This window comes from Pelagerythrobacter aerophilus, from assembly GCF_003581645.1.
Classification (GTDB): Bacteria; Pseudomonadota; Alphaproteobacteria; order Sphingomonadales; family Sphingomonadaceae; genus Pelagerythrobacter; species Pelagerythrobacter aerophilus.
Genome location: NZ_QXFK01000019.1, coordinates 708,063 through 723,273 on the forward strand (window position 1 = coordinate 708,063; position 15,211 = coordinate 723,273).

Here is a 15,211-nt window from a genome sequence, read left to right on the forward strand (position 1 = left end):
GTGAATCAGTTTCGAATCAACCATTCGAAATCGCCATTTGCTTTGAGCGTAAAATCACCGACCATCAGCGCCTCCCTTCCGATGATCACGTCGAAAGCAGGATACGGACTGACTTCGATTGCAAGGTAGGGTTCATCCAAGATGAACGGCAGTGGTCCGATATCGTCGCAATAGATTCCCAGGAATGTCGTCCATGATCGGTGATAGTTCTGTCCAGCCAGTCCCGATGCCGGCATCTTGCCTCGGTAATTGAGGTTGGCGGCTTCTGCGAGCGAGCGTGTCACGCTCATGCCGTCTGCACCAGTGTCAAGCAGGGCACGGCAATCTACACCCGATTGGGTTGGTGTAGGATTCGATGACGAGGTTGAAAGTAGTTCGGGAGTGGTGGGAAGGACGCAAACACGGATGATAGGCGGTTCGTTGCGCGCGTTACCCTTGATCAACAGCACCGCTGAACATTCCCAATTCAACTGGCCTGTCGGTTATGCGCTGGATCGAGTAGCGCCCGTCGGTGAATTCGCCATCTGCGCTCCGTATCGCCTCGCTAAGTTTTGCATACAGCCCAGCAATTCGCTGGTCTCGCAAAACGGCGAACCAACCTTCGTGATCGGGCAGTAGGTCGGGCAACTGGGGCAGAAACGCGAATAGATTGCGCTGAATTTCGCGATCGAGCTCGATATCCATGCTCCGACTCCTTGCGTGCAGAATATCAGACTCGACTCGTTGATTCCATTTCAAAGTACGAATCTTTCACAACAGAATCACGAAAGCTTGTTACAATCGGCTCGTAAAGGCTGAAATGGCTTTATAGCGCCTTCGCGAAGCTGTCGGCGCGGGCGAGGCGCCAGTCGCGCGCATACTGCGTGCCTTCGGGTTCCATCAGCAGCTCTCCGGGTTCGAGGAAGTTGTAGATGTAGTCGATACTGTCCGAGCGCGCGCTGTTCTGCCGCTCGGACAAGTCGCACGGTTCGATCTGCCACGGATTGTCCAGCCCCATGGCGACGACCATTTCGCGCAGCGCGTGGAGCGTATGGCGGTGGAAGCGGGTGACGCGCTCGGACTTGTCCATCACCACCAGCCCGCGCTGGCGGGTCGCGTCCTGGGTCGCGACGCCGGTGGGGCAGGTGTCGTCATGGCAGCGCATCGACTGGACGCAGCCGAGCGCGAACATGAAGGCGCGCCCGGCGTTGCACCAGTCGGCGCCGAGCGCGAACTTCATCGCCATGCCCGCGCCCGAATGGACCTTGCCGGCGGCGGACAGGCGGATTTCGTCCCGCAGTTCGCAGCCGACCAGCGCATTGCGCAGCAGGATCAGCCCTTCGCGTAGCGGCATGCCGATCCGGTTCGACATTTCGACCGGCGCCGCGCCGGTGCCGCCCTCGGCGCCGTCGACCACGATATAGTCGAGCCGGATGCCCGTCTCGCGCATGGCTTTCATCACTGCGAACACCTCGTGCGGCTTGCCGACGCAGAGCTTGATTCCGATCGGCTTTCCGCCCGAGAGATCGCGCAGTTGCGCCGCCCATTCGAGCAGGCCGACCGGGGTCGAGAAGGTCGAGTGGGCCGCGGGCGAGATGCAGTCCTTGTGCGGCAGAACGCTGCGCGCGCCGGCGATCTCCTCGCTCACTTTCGCCGCGGGCAGGACGCCGCCGTGGCCGGGCTTGGCGCCCTGGCTGAGCTTGATCTCGACCATCTTGACCTGGTCGGCCTGCGCCGCGTCCGCAAAGCGCGCGGGATCGAAGCGGCCCTTATCGTCGCGGCAGCCGAAGTAGCCGCTGCCGATCTCCCACACCAGATCGCCGCCGTGCTCGCGGTGGTAGCGCGAGATGCCGCCTTCGCCGGTGTCGTGGTAGAATCCGCCCGCCGCTGCGCCCTTGTTGAGCGCGAGGATTGCATTGGCCGAGAGCGACCCGAAGCTCATCGCGGAGATATTGAGCAGCGAGGCGGAGTAGGGCCGCGCGCATTGCGGCCCGCCGACGTCGACTCGCCACTCCGTAGGGGCCTCCTCGTTGGGCACGATGGAATGGGCGAGCCACTCGTATTCGTCCGAATAGACGTCGAGTTCGGTGCCGAAGGGATGCGAGTCGAGCTCGCCCTTGGAGCGCGCGTAGACCAGCGCCCGCTCGTCGTGGTTGAACGGCCGCCCTTCGAGATCGCCCTCGACTACGTAGGCGCGGGCATAGGGACGCAGGTCCTCCATGATCCAGCGCACCCGGGCGAGCAGCGGATAGTTGCGGCGCAGCGTGTGCTTGCGCTGGAAGAAGTCCCATACGGCGACCGCCAGCAGGGGGAGGGTGAGCACGAGGCCCCAGCGCAGCGGCTCCCACCACGCGAACAGCGCCGTCAGGACGATCAGCAGCGCCGGCACGACGAAGCGCGAGGCGACGTGCCCTGAGAAACGCCAGGACGCGCGGTTGATCATCGCCTGCCGCCCCTCAGCCGAGGTGCCGGGCGAAGAACTCCGCGGTGCGCTCGTCCGCCAGCGTCGCACCCTGTTCGTCGCGGCGCTTGCCGAATTCGGTGGCGAAGCCGTGGTCGAGGCCCGGATAATCGTGGAGCGTGACCTTGGGATGGTCGTCCAGCCCCTCGTGCATCGCCTTCTGCGTATCCTTGTCGACGAACCCGTCGTCGCCCGCGATGTGCAGCATCAATGGATTGGCGATGCCGTGCTTCTCGCGCAGCAGGTTGTCGATCCCGACCGCGTAATAGCCGACGGAGGCGTCCACGTCGGTGCGCGCCGCGGTCATGTAGGCGAGCCGCCCGCCGAGGCAGTAGCCGACCGCGCCGACTTTCGCGACGCCTTCGCTCCTGCGGATCCAGTGGATCGTCGCCTCGATGTCGCGGATGCCCTGATCCTGGTCGAACTTGCCCATCAGATCGAGCGCGCGCTGGAATTCAGCCTCCACATCGGGGTCGAGCTCGACGCCAGGTTCGATCCGCCAGAACACGTCGGGCGCGACCGCGAGATAGCCGGCCTCCGCCAGACGGTCGCACTTGCGGCGGATGCCGGGGTTCACGCCGAAGATTTCCTGGATCACGACGATCGCCGCCCGCGCCGTTCCCTCCGGCCGCGCGACATAGGCGCTGAACGTCCGGTCGCCCGACAGTGTCTCGATGGTCGCGGTCTCGCTCATTTCGTCGTCCCTTCCTTTCCCGGTTACACCTGCGTAGGCCGGGCTTACCGCTTGCGCGCGGCGAATGCCAAACCCAGTTTGTTTCCCGATCCAACGGAGGAACCGCGATGAAGGTCCATATCGAAATCGACTGCACGCCCGAGGAGGCCCGGACCTTCATGGGTTTGCCCGACGTCGGCAAGGCCAACGACGTCTACGTCGACATGATGGCCAAGGCGATGAAGGGGGTCAGCAATCCCGACCAGTTGCAGGACTACGCGCGCCAGCTCGCCCCGATGGGGCAGGCGGGCCTGAAGCTGTTCCAGAGCTTCATGGAAGGCGCGGCGCGCAACGCGGACAAGAAGCCGACGGACGAGAAGTCCTAGGAGCTCATCGCTTCGATACACCGCAAACAAATCCGTCATCCCAGCTTTTGGTGGGATGACGAGAGGGAGAGCGTGGCCGCGGGCGACCAACCAGCCATGAAACCAACGTCGACTCCTCACGATAGCGGCAAGGCGCTGGCCGAGACGATCTTCGCGCTGTCGAGCGGTGCAGTGCCCGCCGGCATCGCGGTCGAGCGTGTCAGCGGTCCGCGCGCGGGCGAGGCCTTGCAGGCGCTGGCTGGCGCGCTTCCCCCGGCGCGGCGAGCGGCGGCGCGGACCTTGCGCGACGGCCGGGGCGAAGTGCTCGACCGGGCGCTGGTGCTGTGGCTGCCGGGGCCGGGGACCGCGACGGGCGAGGACGTCGCTGAGCTTCACCTGCACGGCGGACGGGCGGTGGTGAGCGCGGTCGAGCGCGCGTTGGCGGAGCTGCCGGGCTTGCGCGCCGCGACGCCCGGCGAGTTCACCCGCCGCGCCTTCGCCAATGGCCGGATCGACCTTGCCGAAGCCGAAGGGCTGGCCGGCCTGCTTGAGGCGGAGACCGAATTGCAGCGGCGCTCGGCGATGGCATTGGCCGGCGGGGCGCTGTCGCAGCAGGTCGGTGAGTGGCGCGACCGGGTGCTCGCGCTTTCCGCGCAAGTGGAGGCGGTGCTCGACTTTTCGGACGAAGAGGACGCGGCGGACTTGCCGTCGTCGTTCACGGACGATGGGTCGCGGCTCGCCGAGGAACTCGACCAGTGGCTCGCTCGCCCGCGTGCGACCGTCTTGCGCGAGGGGTACCGGGTCGTCCTCGCCGGCCCGCCCAATGCCGGAAAATCGACACTTTTCAATGCTTTGCTGGAGAACGAAGCGGCCATAACCTCGCCGATCGCCGGAACGACGCGCGACGTTCTCGAACGGTCGGTCGCAGTCGCCGGAATTCCCTTCACTTTCGTCGACACGGCCGGGCTGCGCGAGGACGAGAGCGGGGACGATATCGAGAAGATCGGCATTGCCCGGGCGCAGGAGCAGCTCGGGCGCGCCGATCTCGTACTCTGGCTCGGCGAGGAAGGGCAGGGGCCGACGGGCGCCTGGGAGATCGATGCCAAGGCGGACGACCAGACTCGCCGGGCCAAGGGCGAGGGTGCGCTCGCGCTTTCGGCGAGGACCGGGTTCAACCTGGATCGGTTGCGCGAGCGGCTGATGGCCCGTGCGCGGGACGCGATGCCGGCGCCGGGAGAAGTCGCGCTGACCGAGCGGCAGTCCGCCTTGCTCGAGGAGGCCCGGGGTGCGCTCGCCGAGATCGGCGCGGCCGGCGACCCCTTGATCGCGGCAGAGCATCTGCGTCTCGCCCGCAGTGCCTTCGATCGCCTGACCGGACGCGCGTCGACCGAGCACATGCTGGACGCGCTGTTCGGGCGCTTCTGCATCGGCAAGTGATGTTTCACGTGGAACATCGCATTCCCGCCAGACCTGGCATCTATCCAGCGCGAGCGCTTTGACCGTCTGAGCGAGATCGCCTATCGCGCGGGCCATGCGCTCCTACGATATCCTTGTCATTGGCGGCGGGCACGCCGGCGTCGAAGCGGCGGCCGTCGCTGCGCGTATGGGCGCGCGCGTCGGACTGGTGACGTTCGATCCCGAAACGGTCGGGGCGATGAGCTGCAATCCCGCAATCGGCGGGCTGGGGAAGGGGCACCTTGTCCGCGAGGTCGACGCTTTCGACGGCGTGATCGGCCGCGCAGCCGACGCAGCGGCGATCCACTATCGCATGCTCAACATGTCGAAAGGCAGCGCCGTCTGGGGCCCGCGCATCCAGGCCGACCGCAAGCTGTTCAAGACCGCCGTCCAGCATGCGTTGGGTGAGCAGGCGAATCTCGACCTGATCCCGGGGGAGGCGGCGGCCCTGATTCTGGACGGCGGCCGGACAAAGGGCCTCACGCTCGCCGACGGTTCGCATATCGAAGCGCAGGCGATAATCCTCTGCACCGGCACGTTCCTCGGCGGCCGCCTGTTCCGCGGCGAGGAGCGGTTCGAAGGCGGACGGATCGGCGAGAACGCCGCGCATGTCCTCGCGGCGCAGCTCCGCGAGGCGAAGCTGCCGATGGCGCGGCTCAAGACTGGCACGCCGCCACGGCTGGACGGGCGGACGATCGACTGGGCGCGGCTGGCCGAGCAACCGTCGGACGACGGGACCTGGACGATGTCCGCCGTCACGCCGCGGCGCGCGAATCCGCAGGTCTTCTGCGCCATCACCCGCACCAACGCGCGCAGCCACAACATCATTCGTGCGGGGCTGGATCGGTCGCCGCTGTTCACCGGCGCGATCGATGCACAGGGGCCGCGCTATTGCCCCTCGATCGAGGACAAGATCCACCGCTTCGGCGACCGCGAGGGACATCAGGTGTTCCTCGAACCCGAAGGGCTCGACACCCACCTCGTCTATCCCAACGGCGTCAGCACTTCGCTTCCGGTCGACGTCCAGCTCGCCATGCTCAGAAGTATGGAAGGGCTCGAGGCCGTCGACATGGTCGTCCCCGGCTATGCCGTCGAATACGATCACATCGATCCGCGCACGCTCACGCCGGCGCTGGAGCTGCGCGCGATCGGCGGGCTCTATTGCGCGGGACAGATCAACGGCACGACCGGCTACGAGGAAGCCGCGGCGCAGGGGCTCGTCGCCGGAATGCATGCGGCGGCCGCGGTGCTGGGCCGGGAGCCGGCGCCGCTCGACCGCGCCAACTCGTACATCGCGGTCATGGTCGATGACCTGACTCTGCAGGGGGTCAGCGAACCCTATCGCATGTTGACCGCGCGGGCCGAGTATCGCCTGCGGCTGCGCGCCAACAATGCTTCGACGCGCCTGACGCCGTTGGCGATCGCGGCCGGTTGCGCCGGCGACGCGCGCCGCCGTTGGTTCGAATCGCGCGAGCAGCGGCGCGCCGAGTGGGACGCGCAGCTCGCGAGGGGAGTGCCTGCCTCAGAGCTGGAGCAGGCGGGACTGCCGATCCGGCGCGACTCCGGCGTTCACCGGCTAGACGAATGGCTACGGTACAACGGCGTCGATCTCGCGGGTCTCGCACCGTGGCTCGACGAGGGTTTCGACCCGGCTGAGGAGATCGCGGTGGAGCTGGCGGAAGACGCGATCTACGCGCCCTATCTTGAGCGGCAGGAGGCCGAGCTGCGGGATTTGCGTGCTAGCGAGACAGTAAGGCTGGGGAGTGGCTTCCCCTATGGGGAAGTGCCGGGCCTCTCCAACGAGATGGTGGAGCGGCTGACCACGGCGCAGCCCGAGACGCTTTCGGCAGCGGGGCGAGTTCCGGGGATCACACCCGCGGCGCTCTCGGCGGTGCTCGTCCATGCGCGCCGGCGCGATATGCGGCCAGAAGCGGCATGATCGCAAGCGAGGATCAGGCCCGCGCATACGTCGCCGGCCTGTGCGATTCGGTCGCCATGGACCGGCTCAACCGGCTGATCGGCGCACTCGCCGAAGAGAACGAGCGGCAGAATCTCGTCGCGCGCGCGACGCTGCCATCGATATGGCAACGCCACATCGCGGATTCGGCGCAGCTCCTCGAATATGTTCCACGTGAAACAGGACCTTGGCTAGACCTCGGCTCGGGGGCAGGGCTCCCGGGCCTGGTCATTGCCGCGATGCGGCCCGAATGGCCCGTGGTTCTCGTCGAATCGCGCCGGAAGCGAATCGAATGGCTGGAGCGTATGCGGGACGAGCTTGCACTCGAACACTGCCGGATCGAAGGGGTGCGACTCGAAAATGTCGACAGTGTTCCCGTGGGCGTGATCTCGGCGCGCGCCTTCGCATCGCTCGAACGTATCCTCGCGCTATCCGCACGATTTTCCACAAGCGAAACCCTGTGGCTGTTGCCCAAGGGGCGTTCGGCGGCGCAAGAATTGCAGGAGCTGCCCAAACGGCAGCGCGCGCTGTTTCACGTGGAACAATCGCGGACGGACCCCGCATCGGGCATTATCGTCGGTAAGCTGGCCGGGAGAAAAGCATGATCACCATCGCCATCGCGAACCAGAAGGGCGGGGTCGGCAAGACGACGACCGCCATCAACATCGCGACGGCGATGGCGGCGATCGGCTGGAAGACGCTGCTGGTCGATCTCGATCCGCAGGGCAATGCCTCGACCGGACTGGGAATCGCCAGCGCCGACCGCGAGAGTTCTAGCTACGACATTCTGGTCGACGAAGCTCCGCTCGCCGAATGTGTCCATCCGACGGCTATCCCGGGTCTCGATATCGTCCCTGCCACGGTCGATTTGAGCGGAGCGGAGGTGGAGCTCGTGTCGGTCGAGGATCGCACCGCACGGCTGCGGCGGGCGCTTGCCGACCATCACGCGCACGACATCTGCTTTATCGATTGCCCCCCGTCGCTCGGGTTGCTCACGCTCAACGCGCTGGGTGCGGCCGACACCCTGCTGGTTCCGCTTCAGTGCGAGTTCTTCGCGCTTGAGGGCCTGAGCCAGCTCCTGCAGACCGTCGAGCGGGTGCAGCAGCGCTTTAATCCCGATCTCGGCATCATCGGGATCGTCCTGACCATGTTCGATCGCCGCAATCGGCTGACGGACCAGGTTGCGGACGATGTGCGCGATTGCCTGGGCAAGCTCGTGTTCGAGGCGGTCATCCCGCGCAACGTGCGCCTGTCCGAAGCACCGAGCCACGGGCTCCCCGCGCTCGTCTACGACCACGCCTGCGCCGGCAGCCGCGCCTATATCGCGCTCGCACGTGAACTGATCGGACGCATTCCCGAGAAGAGGAAAGCCGCATGAGCAACTCCCCCGAACCGACCGCCGCCTCGGCGCCCGTTCGCAACGCGACCGACCGCAAGCGGAAGCTCGGGAGAGGGCTGGGTGCACTCCTGGGCGAAACTCAGCGCGAAGAGCCGCTCGCTCGCAGCGAGGCCGGCGGGTCGGTGGAAAATGCCGGTAAATCAAGTGCTTCACCGCGTTCGGGCCTTGCCTCCATTGCAACGTCGGCGATTGAGCCGCTGCCCGGTCAGCCGCGCCGCCGTTTCGACGAGGCGGCGCTCGAGGAACTTGCTGCGTCGATCGCCCAGCGCGGCGTGATCCAGCCGGTGATCGTCCGGCCGCTCGCCCGCGGGCGCTATCAGCTCGTGGCGGGGGAGCGGCGCTGGCGTGCAGCGCAGAAGGCGCGGCTGCACGAGATTCCCGCGATCGTGCGCGAGCTCGACGAAACCGAGGTCATGGCGCTCGCGCTGATCGAGAACATCCAGCGCGAGGATCTCAATCCGGTTGAGGAAGCGCGCGCCTATCAGGCGCTGGCCGACCGGCAGGGCATGACGCAGGGCGAGATCGCGCAACTGGTCGACAAGTCGCGCAGTCACGTCGCGAATCTCCAGCGTCTGCTCAATCTGCCCGAAGACGTGCTCGATCTGGTCGAGGAGGGCGCGCTGTCGATGGGGCACGCCCGGGCGCTAATCGGAAACGACGCCGCGGTCGAGTTGGCGCAACGTGCGGTCTCCCAGAAGCTCTCCGTTCGCCAGATCGAGAAGCTTGCCGCGCAGCCCGCCGAGGGCGAACCGCGCCGCAAGGTCCGCAATTCGCGCGATCCGGCGAAAGATGCCGACATTGCCGCGGTTCAGACCCACCTGGAGGAGTTTCTCGGACTGGGCGTGCGGATCAAGACCGACGCCGATCCGCGGTCGGGGGCTGTGACGATCCGCTACCGGACGCTCGATCAGCTCGATCTGATCTGCCAGCGCCTGACCGGCGGCGATATCTAGTTTCTATCTAAGTAACTGATATGTCAAGTAAAGGCGGCGACCGGGTGGCTCCGCGGCCGCCGCCTCCCCCTACGAAGCCGCAAGAATGCGGCTTCGCCCCAAGTCATCTGGTCTTGCTGTACTTGATCCGCTTGTCCGGCGCGGGCGTGCGGATCACGCGCCGTTTGGTCGAGACGGGCCGTTCGGCGCGCGGCTCGGCCTCGACCCATTCCTCCGTCACATATTCGCGCACGACCGCGCGCTGCGGCACGGCCATCAGGACGGGCATGTAGGTTACCGCCGGGGCGCAAGCGCAGCCGTGGCCGTAATAGCCGGGGTAGCCGTACCCGTAAGGAGCAGGGGGCGGATAGGCCGGCGCCGGTGCGTGCGCATAGCCGTGCGGATAGCGCTCGAGCATAGCCTCGCAGTAATCCTCCGCCCGGTCCCGATCGACGGCGGCGCCGATCGCGGTGCCGATGGCAAGGCCGGCCAAGCCGCCGACTCCCGCGCCGATCAGGGTGCCCGCAAGCCGCTCGCCGTCGGCAACGCGATTGCCGATCAGCCCGCCCGCGGCCGCGCCGAGCAGTCCCCCGGCGACACCGCCTTCCTCGCGGCCTTCGCCGGCGCGATAGCGCGCCCGGCAGTCCGCCAGCCACGCCTCGGCGTCGAAATGCGGCGGGGGCGCGGGCGGCGCAGGATAATAGGCAGCCGGCGGCGGCGGGACTTCGTGGTAGACCGGCCCACTGCGCTCGTATTCGTAGCGGTCGGCGTAGTCGTCATACGCAGGATCGTCGGAGTATTCCGGCTCGTGATAGACTTCCTGCGGCGGCGGAGACGGTTGTGCCGGCGCCGGAAGCGGCTGAACCACGGGCGCCTGCTCGTAAACGACTTCGCCAGGCGGCAGCGGATAGGCGTACTCGTACGGCATCTCGGGCTGCGCCATCGCCGGAGATGCGGCGCCGATCGCGCCCACTGCGGCGCCGAGCAGGGTCAGGTGACGGGCGGTCATGGTCGATCCCCTTCGTTAGGCCGAGTCGATTCCCGGCGTTAACGAAAAATCTACCATTGCAACCCGCAGAGGCACACGTGCCTGCGGGCGATGTCCCGAAACGGGGCGCCGGGGGGTCAGATCCGGTCGGAGAGGATCGCCGCGAGCGCTTCCAGACCGTCCGCGTCCTCCCGGTCGAAGCGCGCCGGCTCGGGACTGTCGAGATCGATCACCGCGATTACTGCCCCGTCGCGAAATACGGGCACGACCAGTTCGGAGCGGCTGGCTGCGTCGCAGGCAATATGGCCGGGGAAGGCGTGCACGTCCTCCACGAGCTGCGTCTCGCCCGTTCGCGCCGCTGCGCCGCACACGCCCTGGCCCAGCGGAATGCGGATACAGGCCGGCCGACCGGCGAACGGCCCGAGGACGAGCTCGTCCTCCACCATCCGGTAGAAGCCCGACCAGTTGAGGCGCGGAACGAACTCCCAGATCAGGGCGGCGACGTTGGCCATGTTGGCGATGCCGTCACGCTCGCCGGCAGTCAGCGCATCGGCGGCCGCGCAAAGCTGACGGTAAAGCTCGGGCTTGGGGAGCGCGGGGTCGGCAGCGAAATCGTACATGGCACGCCCTCTAGGGTCCGTACTTAACTGGAGCAAGGTCGTGACGGAGCGGATTTTGGTGCCAGGCTAGGAGCAAGGAGGGAGCGATGATGATTCATCGTGACCGACGCGCGACGCCGCATGGCGCCAAAATCCGCCCGCCGCGCAGCGGTTGCCCATGGAGGCTCGCCGAGCAGCGTCGCTTGCTTGCGCGTAGCGCTGCTACGCGCCTGCGCTGCGCTCCTTGTCGGCGGACCTCCATGGGCAATCACGATCCTTGCTCCAGTTAAGTACGGACCCTGGACCGCTGCGCCATTGCCGCAAAGGCCCGCAGCGCGTAATCCTTCCGCTCATGAGCACCAAGCGCAAGATCCTGATCTGGGTCCTTCTCCTGATCCTCGTCCTCATCTTCGCGGCCGCCTGGCTCGTCAGGGGCGACGAGGCCGAGCTCTCGGTGGCCGAGGTCACCGGTACGGATCCGACACTGGCGGAGCCCGACTCCCAGATGATTCCGACGGTTCGGATCGCCAAGCCGGTCGGCTGGGCGCCCGACCAGGCGCCGCAAGCGGCGGAAGGGCTGACCGTCACGCGCTTCGCCGAGGGGCTCGACCATCCGCGCGTCATCTACACGCTGCCCAACGGCGATGTCCTGGTGACCCTGACCCGGGCGCCCAAGAGCGACGACGACGAAGGCGGGTTTACCGACTGGGTCGCCGGCTTGCTGATGTCGCGTGCGGGGGCGACGGGCGAATCACCCGACACGCTCGTGCTATTGCGCGATGCAGACGGCAACGGCGATGCCGAGCAGCGGTTCGTGCTGACCGACGATCTCGAATCGCCGTCCGGCATCGCCTGGGCCGACGAGACGCTCTACGTCGCCAATCACGACGCGCTGCTTGCCTTTCCCTACGAACTCGGCGCGACGCAGATCACCGCCGAGCCGCGCAAGCTGATGGACCTGCCGGCTGCCGGCAACCACTGGATGCGCAACATCGCGCTCGATCCGGAAGGCGCCCACATCTACGTCGCGGTCGGATCGGCCTCCAACATCGCCGAGAAGGGCATCGAGCTGGAAGAAGGCCGGGCCGCGATCTGGGAGTACGATCTCGAGGACGACCGGCAGCGGATCTACGCAACCGGCCTGCGCAATCCCAACGGCCTCGACTGGAGCCCGTGGAGCGGCGAACTCTGGACCACGGTCAACGAGCGCGACATGCTCGGCTCGGACCTCGTGCCCGACTACCTCACCAACGTGCCGATCGGCGCGCAGTACGGCTGGCCCTGGGTCTACTGGAAGAACAATATCGACCGCCGGGTTGAGGCGCCGATGCCGGCGTTTCTCATCGAATATGCCCGGCGGCCCGAATATGCGCTCGGCCCGCACGTCGCGGCGCTCGGCCTGGTCTTCAGTGAAGAAGGCGCGCGCGTGGGTCCGCGTTTCGGTCAGGGCGCCTTCATCGCGCGCCACGGATCATGGAACCGCAAGCCACCTGCCGGGTACGACGTCGTCTACGTAGCCTTCGATGAGCGCGGCAACCCGCTCGGCAAGCCGATCCCGGTGCTGACCGGCTTCCTGACGGGCGAGGGCACGACGCGTGGCCGCCCCACCTGGGTCGAATGGGCCGGCGACGGCGCGCTGCTGGTGAGCGACGACACCGCGGGCATCATCTGGCGTGTGATTGCCCCCGGGGCTGAACCCCTGCCGGCGATCGAGCGCATCCAGGGCGCTTCGTTGCCGCCCCAGCGCGAACTGGGCGGCAGCACAGCCACGTTCGACGACGACTACGCGCGCGAAGACGTGATCCAGTAAAGCCTCAGATCGCGCGTCCGGCGCGTCCGGCAAGCTCGTTCACATAATGCCATGCCGTGCGGCCCGAGCGTGCGCCGCGCCGCCGCGCCCATTCGAGCGCATCGGGCTCGCTCCACTCGAGGCCGTATTCGCGGGCGTAACCTGCGATAATCGCCAGGTAATCGTCCTGCGTGCAGTTGTGGAAGCCGACCGAGAGTCCGAACCGGTCGGCCAGCGCGAGCGTATCGTCGACCGCATCGCGCGGGTTCAGCGGATCGTCCTGTTCGCGCGAATGGCGCGGCACGATTGCCCGGCGGTTGGAGGTGACCGCGAGGCGTACGTTCGTGGGCCGCGCTTCGACTCCGCCTTCGAGCCAACTGCGCAAGTGGCGCGGGCCGGCCGTATCCTCCTCGCCGAACCCGAGATCGTCGATATAGACGAGGAAATTGCGTCCCGCCTCGCGGAGCTGCGCGAACAGGCGCGGGAGTGAGGGCAGGGCGTCCGCCGCGACCTGCACCAGTGCCAGTCCGCCGGGCACTGCGGCTTGGGCTGCAACGACCGAAGCCCGCACCAGCGCCGATTTGCCCATGCCGCGTGCGCCCCACAGCAGCATGTCGTGCGCTGCGTGACCCCTGGCGATGCGCACGACGTTGGCCGCGACGGTGTCGCGCTGGGCGTCGATGCCCTGGAGCAGCGCGAGCGGCGGCGCATCGATCGCGCCGACGGGACGCGCCGCGTGCCCGTCCCATACATAGGCGGGCGCCGCGTTCCAGTCGGTCGCCGGCGCAGCTTCTCCCGCGAGCTTCTCCAGCGCATCGGCAATCCGCGCGAGAGGATCGCCTTGGTCGGACGAAGTCTCGCGCGTCATCCCGCGAGCTGCTCGCTGGTGAGCGTGTAGAGCGGCTCCGCGCCGGCCATGGCCGATGCCTTGAGACCGGCGGCCTCGGGCACGATCCGGTCGAGGAAGAAGCGCACGCTCGCGCGCTTGGCGGCGGCGGTGCCCGGCGCTTCGCCGCCTCCGATCGCGCGAAGCTGCCGCAGCAACTGCCACCCGGCGACCGCGACGGCCGACATCGTGCAGAACGGCACGCTGCCGGCAAGCCGGTCGTCCAGCGACGCAGTGTCGCGCATCCATTCGCCGATCGCGGCGCAATCGTTGGCGAGCGCGGCGAGGGACGGCTCATCGCCCGCCGCATCGCGCGCGATATCCGCCATCAATGCGGCGAACACCGCGCCGTTCTCGAGCCCCAGCTTGCGCGTCACCAGGTCGGCGGCCTGAATGCCGTTGGTGCCTTCGTAGATCGGGGCGATGCGCGCGTCGCGGTAATGCTGCGCCGCACCGGTCTCCTCGATGAAGCCCATGCCGCCGTGGATCTGTACGCCAAGGCTGGCGACTTCGATGCCCACGTCGGTCCCCCAGGCCTTGATCAGCGGCACGAGCACGTCGCCGCGCCGATCGGCCGCCTCGTCGCCCAGCGTGCCGCGGTCGACCTGGCCCGCGGTGTAGTAGAGGAGAGCCCGCGCGCCTTCGGTCAGCGCCTTCATCCGCAGCAGCATGCGGCGCACGTCGGGATGCTCGATGATCGCGACCGGCGTCTTGTCGGGCGATCCGGCGCGGGCCGACTGCACGCGCTCGGCAGCATAGGCGAGCGCGGCCTGGGTCGCGCGCTCGCCGATCTGTACGCCCTGGTTGCCGACGTTGATCCGCGCGTTGTTCATCATCGTGAACATCGCCATCAGCCCGCGGTTCTCCGCGCCGACGAGTTCGCCAATGCATTCGCCGTTGTCGCCGTAGCTCATCAAGCAGGTCGGCGAGGCATTGATGCCGAGCTTGTGCTCGAGGCTCACGCACCGCACGTCGTTCCGGGGGCCGGGCGATCCGTCGTCGTTGACGTGGTACTTCGGCACGAGGAACAGCGAGATGCCGCGGCTGCCCTCGGGCGCGTCGGGCAGGCGCGCGAGAACGAGATGGACGATGTTCTCCGCCAGCTCGTGCTCGCCGAACGTGATGAAGATCTTCTGCCCGGCGATGCGGTATTTGCCGGCGTGCTCGCCGTCTTCGATCGGGGTTGCCGTGGTGCGCAGCGCGCCGAGGTCGCTGCCCGCCTGCGGCTCGGTGAGGTTCATCGTGCCGGACCACTGGCCGCTGACCAGCTTGGGCAGATAGGCCGCCTTCTGCGCCTCGCTGCCGTGATGGTCGAGCGCCTCGATCGCGCCGACCGAGAGCATCGGCAGGAGGCTGAACGCCATGTTCGCGGTGCCGAGGTTCTCGAGCACGTTGCAGGCGAGCGTGAAGGGCAGGCCCTGGCCGCCGAACTCTGCCGGGCCGGCGATCGCGTTCCAGCCCTGCGCGACATAGTCGGCATAGCCCTGCGCGAACCCGTCCGGCAGGCGGACCACGCCGTTCTCCAGCTTCGCGCCTTCCAGGTCGCCCGCGCGGTTCAGCGGTGCCCATTCCCCGGCAGCGAAAGCGCCGATGCCTTCGACGATCGCCTCGACCATATCGGGCTCCGCCGCGGCGAAGCGTTCGGTCGCGGCGAGGTCGGCAATTCCCGCGTTGACGCGGATGGCGAGCAACTGATCCTGGGTGGCGGGCGAGTAGGTCACGTCGTGC

Annotated in this window: 15 protein-coding genes; 7 read left to right on the top strand and 8 right to left on the bottom strand. The window is 67.4% G+C overall.

Features of this window, described 5'->3' with window-relative positions; translation table 11 throughout:
- Window positions 1-5: 5 nt before the first annotated feature.
- From D2V04_RS18370 to D2V04_RS17225, 4 genes are all read right to left on the bottom strand, one after another.
- Window positions 6-449, bottom strand: coding sequence for an aspartyl protease family protein (locus D2V04_RS18370; RefSeq protein WP_324186836.1), 444 nt, complete (start codon window positions 447-449; stop codon window positions 6-8).
- A complete protein-coding gene (locus D2V04_RS17215) occupies window positions 430-684 on the bottom strand; it encodes a hypothetical protein (RefSeq protein ID WP_119511668.1) in 255 nt (84 codons plus the stop codon). Before D2V04_RS17215 ends, D2V04_RS18370 begins: the two co-directional genes overlap by 20 nt.
- A gap of 121 nt (window positions 685-805) precedes the next feature.
- Window positions 806-2,422, bottom strand: a complete 1,617-nt coding sequence (locus D2V04_RS17220; RefSeq protein WP_119511667.1) for an FMN-binding glutamate synthase family protein — start codon at window positions 2,420-2,422, stop codon at window positions 806-808.
- Between the two features lie 13 nt (window positions 2,423-2,435).
- The gene (locus D2V04_RS17225; protein WP_119511666.1) at window positions 2,436-3,134 is read right to left on the bottom strand and encodes a dienelactone hydrolase family protein; all 699 of its coding nucleotides are present in this window, start codon (window positions 3,132-3,134) and stop codon (window positions 2,436-2,438) included.
- A gap of 107 nt (window positions 3,135-3,241) precedes the next feature.
- On the opposite strand from D2V04_RS17225, the gene D2V04_RS17230 reads away from it, so the two are divergent.
- From D2V04_RS17230 to D2V04_RS17255, 6 genes are all read left to right on the top strand, one after another.
- Complete coding sequence (locus tag D2V04_RS17230; protein WP_119511665.1) at window positions 3,242-3,499, top strand: DUF6489 family protein; 258 nt, start codon at window positions 3,242-3,244, stop codon at window positions 3,497-3,499.
- Window positions 3,500-3,595: 96 nt separating this feature from the next.
- Window positions 3,596-4,915, top strand: a complete 1,320-nt coding sequence (mnmE, locus tag D2V04_RS17235) for a tRNA uridine-5-carboxymethylaminomethyl(34) synthesis GTPase MnmE (protein ID WP_119511718.1) — start codon at window positions 3,596-3,598, stop codon at window positions 4,913-4,915.
- A 94-nt stretch (window positions 4,916-5,009) separates the two neighbouring features.
- Window positions 5,010-6,872: a tRNA uridine-5-carboxymethylaminomethyl(34) synthesis enzyme MnmG gene (mnmG, locus tag D2V04_RS17240; RefSeq protein WP_119511664.1), complete on the top strand. Its 1,863-nt coding sequence runs from the start codon at window positions 5,010-5,012 to the stop codon at window positions 6,870-6,872.
- The gene (rsmG, locus tag D2V04_RS17245) at window positions 6,869-7,495 is read left to right on the top strand and encodes a 16S rRNA (guanine(527)-N(7))-methyltransferase RsmG (protein ID WP_119511663.1); all 627 of its coding nucleotides are present in this window, start codon (window positions 6,869-6,871) and stop codon (window positions 7,493-7,495) included. Before mnmG ends, rsmG begins: the two co-directional genes overlap by 4 nt.
- A complete protein-coding gene (locus D2V04_RS17250) occupies window positions 7,492-8,268 on the top strand; it encodes a ParA family protein (protein ID WP_119511662.1) in 777 nt (258 codons plus the stop codon). The genes rsmG and D2V04_RS17250 overlap by 4 nt, the downstream gene beginning before the upstream one ends.
- Window positions 8,265-9,242 (top strand): ParB/RepB/Spo0J family partition protein, encoded by a 978-nt coding sequence (locus D2V04_RS17255; RefSeq protein WP_119511661.1) that lies wholly within the window; start codon window positions 8,265-8,267, stop codon window positions 9,240-9,242. Before D2V04_RS17250 ends, D2V04_RS17255 begins: the two co-directional genes overlap by 4 nt.
- A gap of 103 nt (window positions 9,243-9,345) precedes the next feature.
- On the opposite strand, the gene D2V04_RS17260 is transcribed toward D2V04_RS17255, so the two are convergent.
- Window positions 9,346-10,230 (bottom strand): hypothetical protein, encoded by an 885-nt coding sequence (locus D2V04_RS17260; protein WP_119511660.1) that lies wholly within the window; start codon window positions 10,228-10,230, stop codon window positions 9,346-9,348.
- 116 nt (window positions 10,231-10,346) lie between these two features.
- Window positions 10,347-10,829 (bottom strand): GAF domain-containing protein, encoded by a 483-nt coding sequence (locus tag D2V04_RS17265; protein ID WP_119511659.1) that lies wholly within the window; start codon window positions 10,827-10,829, stop codon window positions 10,347-10,349.
- Window positions 10,830-11,160: 331 nt separating this feature from the next.
- Between D2V04_RS17265 and D2V04_RS17270 the strand changes: the two genes are divergently transcribed.
- On the top strand, window positions 11,161-12,618 hold the full coding sequence (locus tag D2V04_RS17270) for a PQQ-dependent sugar dehydrogenase (RefSeq protein WP_119511658.1): 1,458 nt from the start codon (window positions 11,161-11,163) through the stop codon (window positions 12,616-12,618).
- A 4-nt stretch (window positions 12,619-12,622) separates the two neighbouring features.
- Here the strand turns inward: D2V04_RS17270 and D2V04_RS17275 are convergent, their stop codons facing one another.
- Both D2V04_RS17275 and D2V04_RS17280 read right to left on the bottom strand, forming a co-directional pair.
- Window positions 12,623-13,465: a DUF815 domain-containing protein gene (locus D2V04_RS17275; protein WP_119511657.1), complete on the bottom strand. Its 843-nt coding sequence runs from the start codon at window positions 13,463-13,465 to the stop codon at window positions 12,623-12,625.
- Window positions 13,462-15,204 (bottom strand): acyl-CoA dehydrogenase, encoded by a 1,743-nt coding sequence (locus tag D2V04_RS17280; protein WP_119511656.1) that lies wholly within the window; start codon window positions 15,202-15,204, stop codon window positions 13,462-13,464. Before D2V04_RS17280 ends, D2V04_RS17275 begins: the two co-directional genes overlap by 4 nt.
- Window positions 15,205-15,211: the final 7 nt, after the last annotated feature.

Excerpts from the sequence above, each read along its gene's own strand:
- D2V04_RS17275 (WP_119511657.1), bottom strand. The coding sequence starts at position 13,465 with ATGACGCGCGAGACTTCGTCCGACCAAGGCGATCCTCTCGCGCGGATT.
- D2V04_RS17215 (WP_119511668.1), bottom strand. The coding sequence starts at position 684 with ATGGATATCGAGCTCGATCGCGAAATTCAGCGCAATCTATTCGCGTTT.
- mnmE (WP_119511718.1), top strand. The coding sequence starts at position 3,596 with ATGAAACCAACGTCGACTCCTCACGATAGCGGCAAGGCGCTGGCCGAG.
- D2V04_RS17260 (WP_119511660.1), bottom strand. The coding sequence starts at position 10,230 with ATGACCGCCCGTCACCTGACCCTGCTCGGCGCCGCAGTGGGCGCGATC.
- D2V04_RS17250 (WP_119511662.1), top strand. The coding sequence starts at position 7,492 with ATGATCACCATCGCCATCGCGAACCAGAAGGGCGGGGTCGGCAAGACG.
- rsmG (WP_119511663.1), top strand. The coding sequence starts at position 6,869 with ATGATCGCAAGCGAGGATCAGGCCCGCGCATACGTCGCCGGCCTGTGC.
- D2V04_RS17225 (WP_119511666.1), bottom strand. The coding sequence starts at position 3,134 with ATGAGCGAGACCGCGACCATCGAGACACTGTCGGGCGACCGGACGTTC.
- mnmG (WP_119511664.1), top strand. The coding sequence starts at position 5,010 with ATGCGCTCCTACGATATCCTTGTCATTGGCGGCGGGCACGCCGGCGTC.
- D2V04_RS17230 (WP_119511665.1), top strand. The coding sequence starts at position 3,242 with ATGAAGGTCCATATCGAAATCGACTGCACGCCCGAGGAGGCCCGGACC.
- D2V04_RS17270 (WP_119511658.1), top strand. The coding sequence starts at position 11,161 with ATGAGCACCAAGCGCAAGATCCTGATCTGGGTCCTTCTCCTGATCCTC.
- D2V04_RS17255 (WP_119511661.1), top strand. The coding sequence starts at position 8,265 with ATGAGCAACTCCCCCGAACCGACCGCCGCCTCGGCGCCCGTTCGCAAC.
- D2V04_RS17265 (WP_119511659.1), bottom strand. The coding sequence starts at position 10,829 with ATGTACGATTTCGCTGCCGACCCCGCGCTCCCCAAGCCCGAGCTTTAC.
- D2V04_RS17220 (WP_119511667.1), bottom strand. The coding sequence starts at position 2,422 with ATGATCAACCGCGCGTCCTGGCGTTTCTCAGGGCACGTCGCCTCGCGC.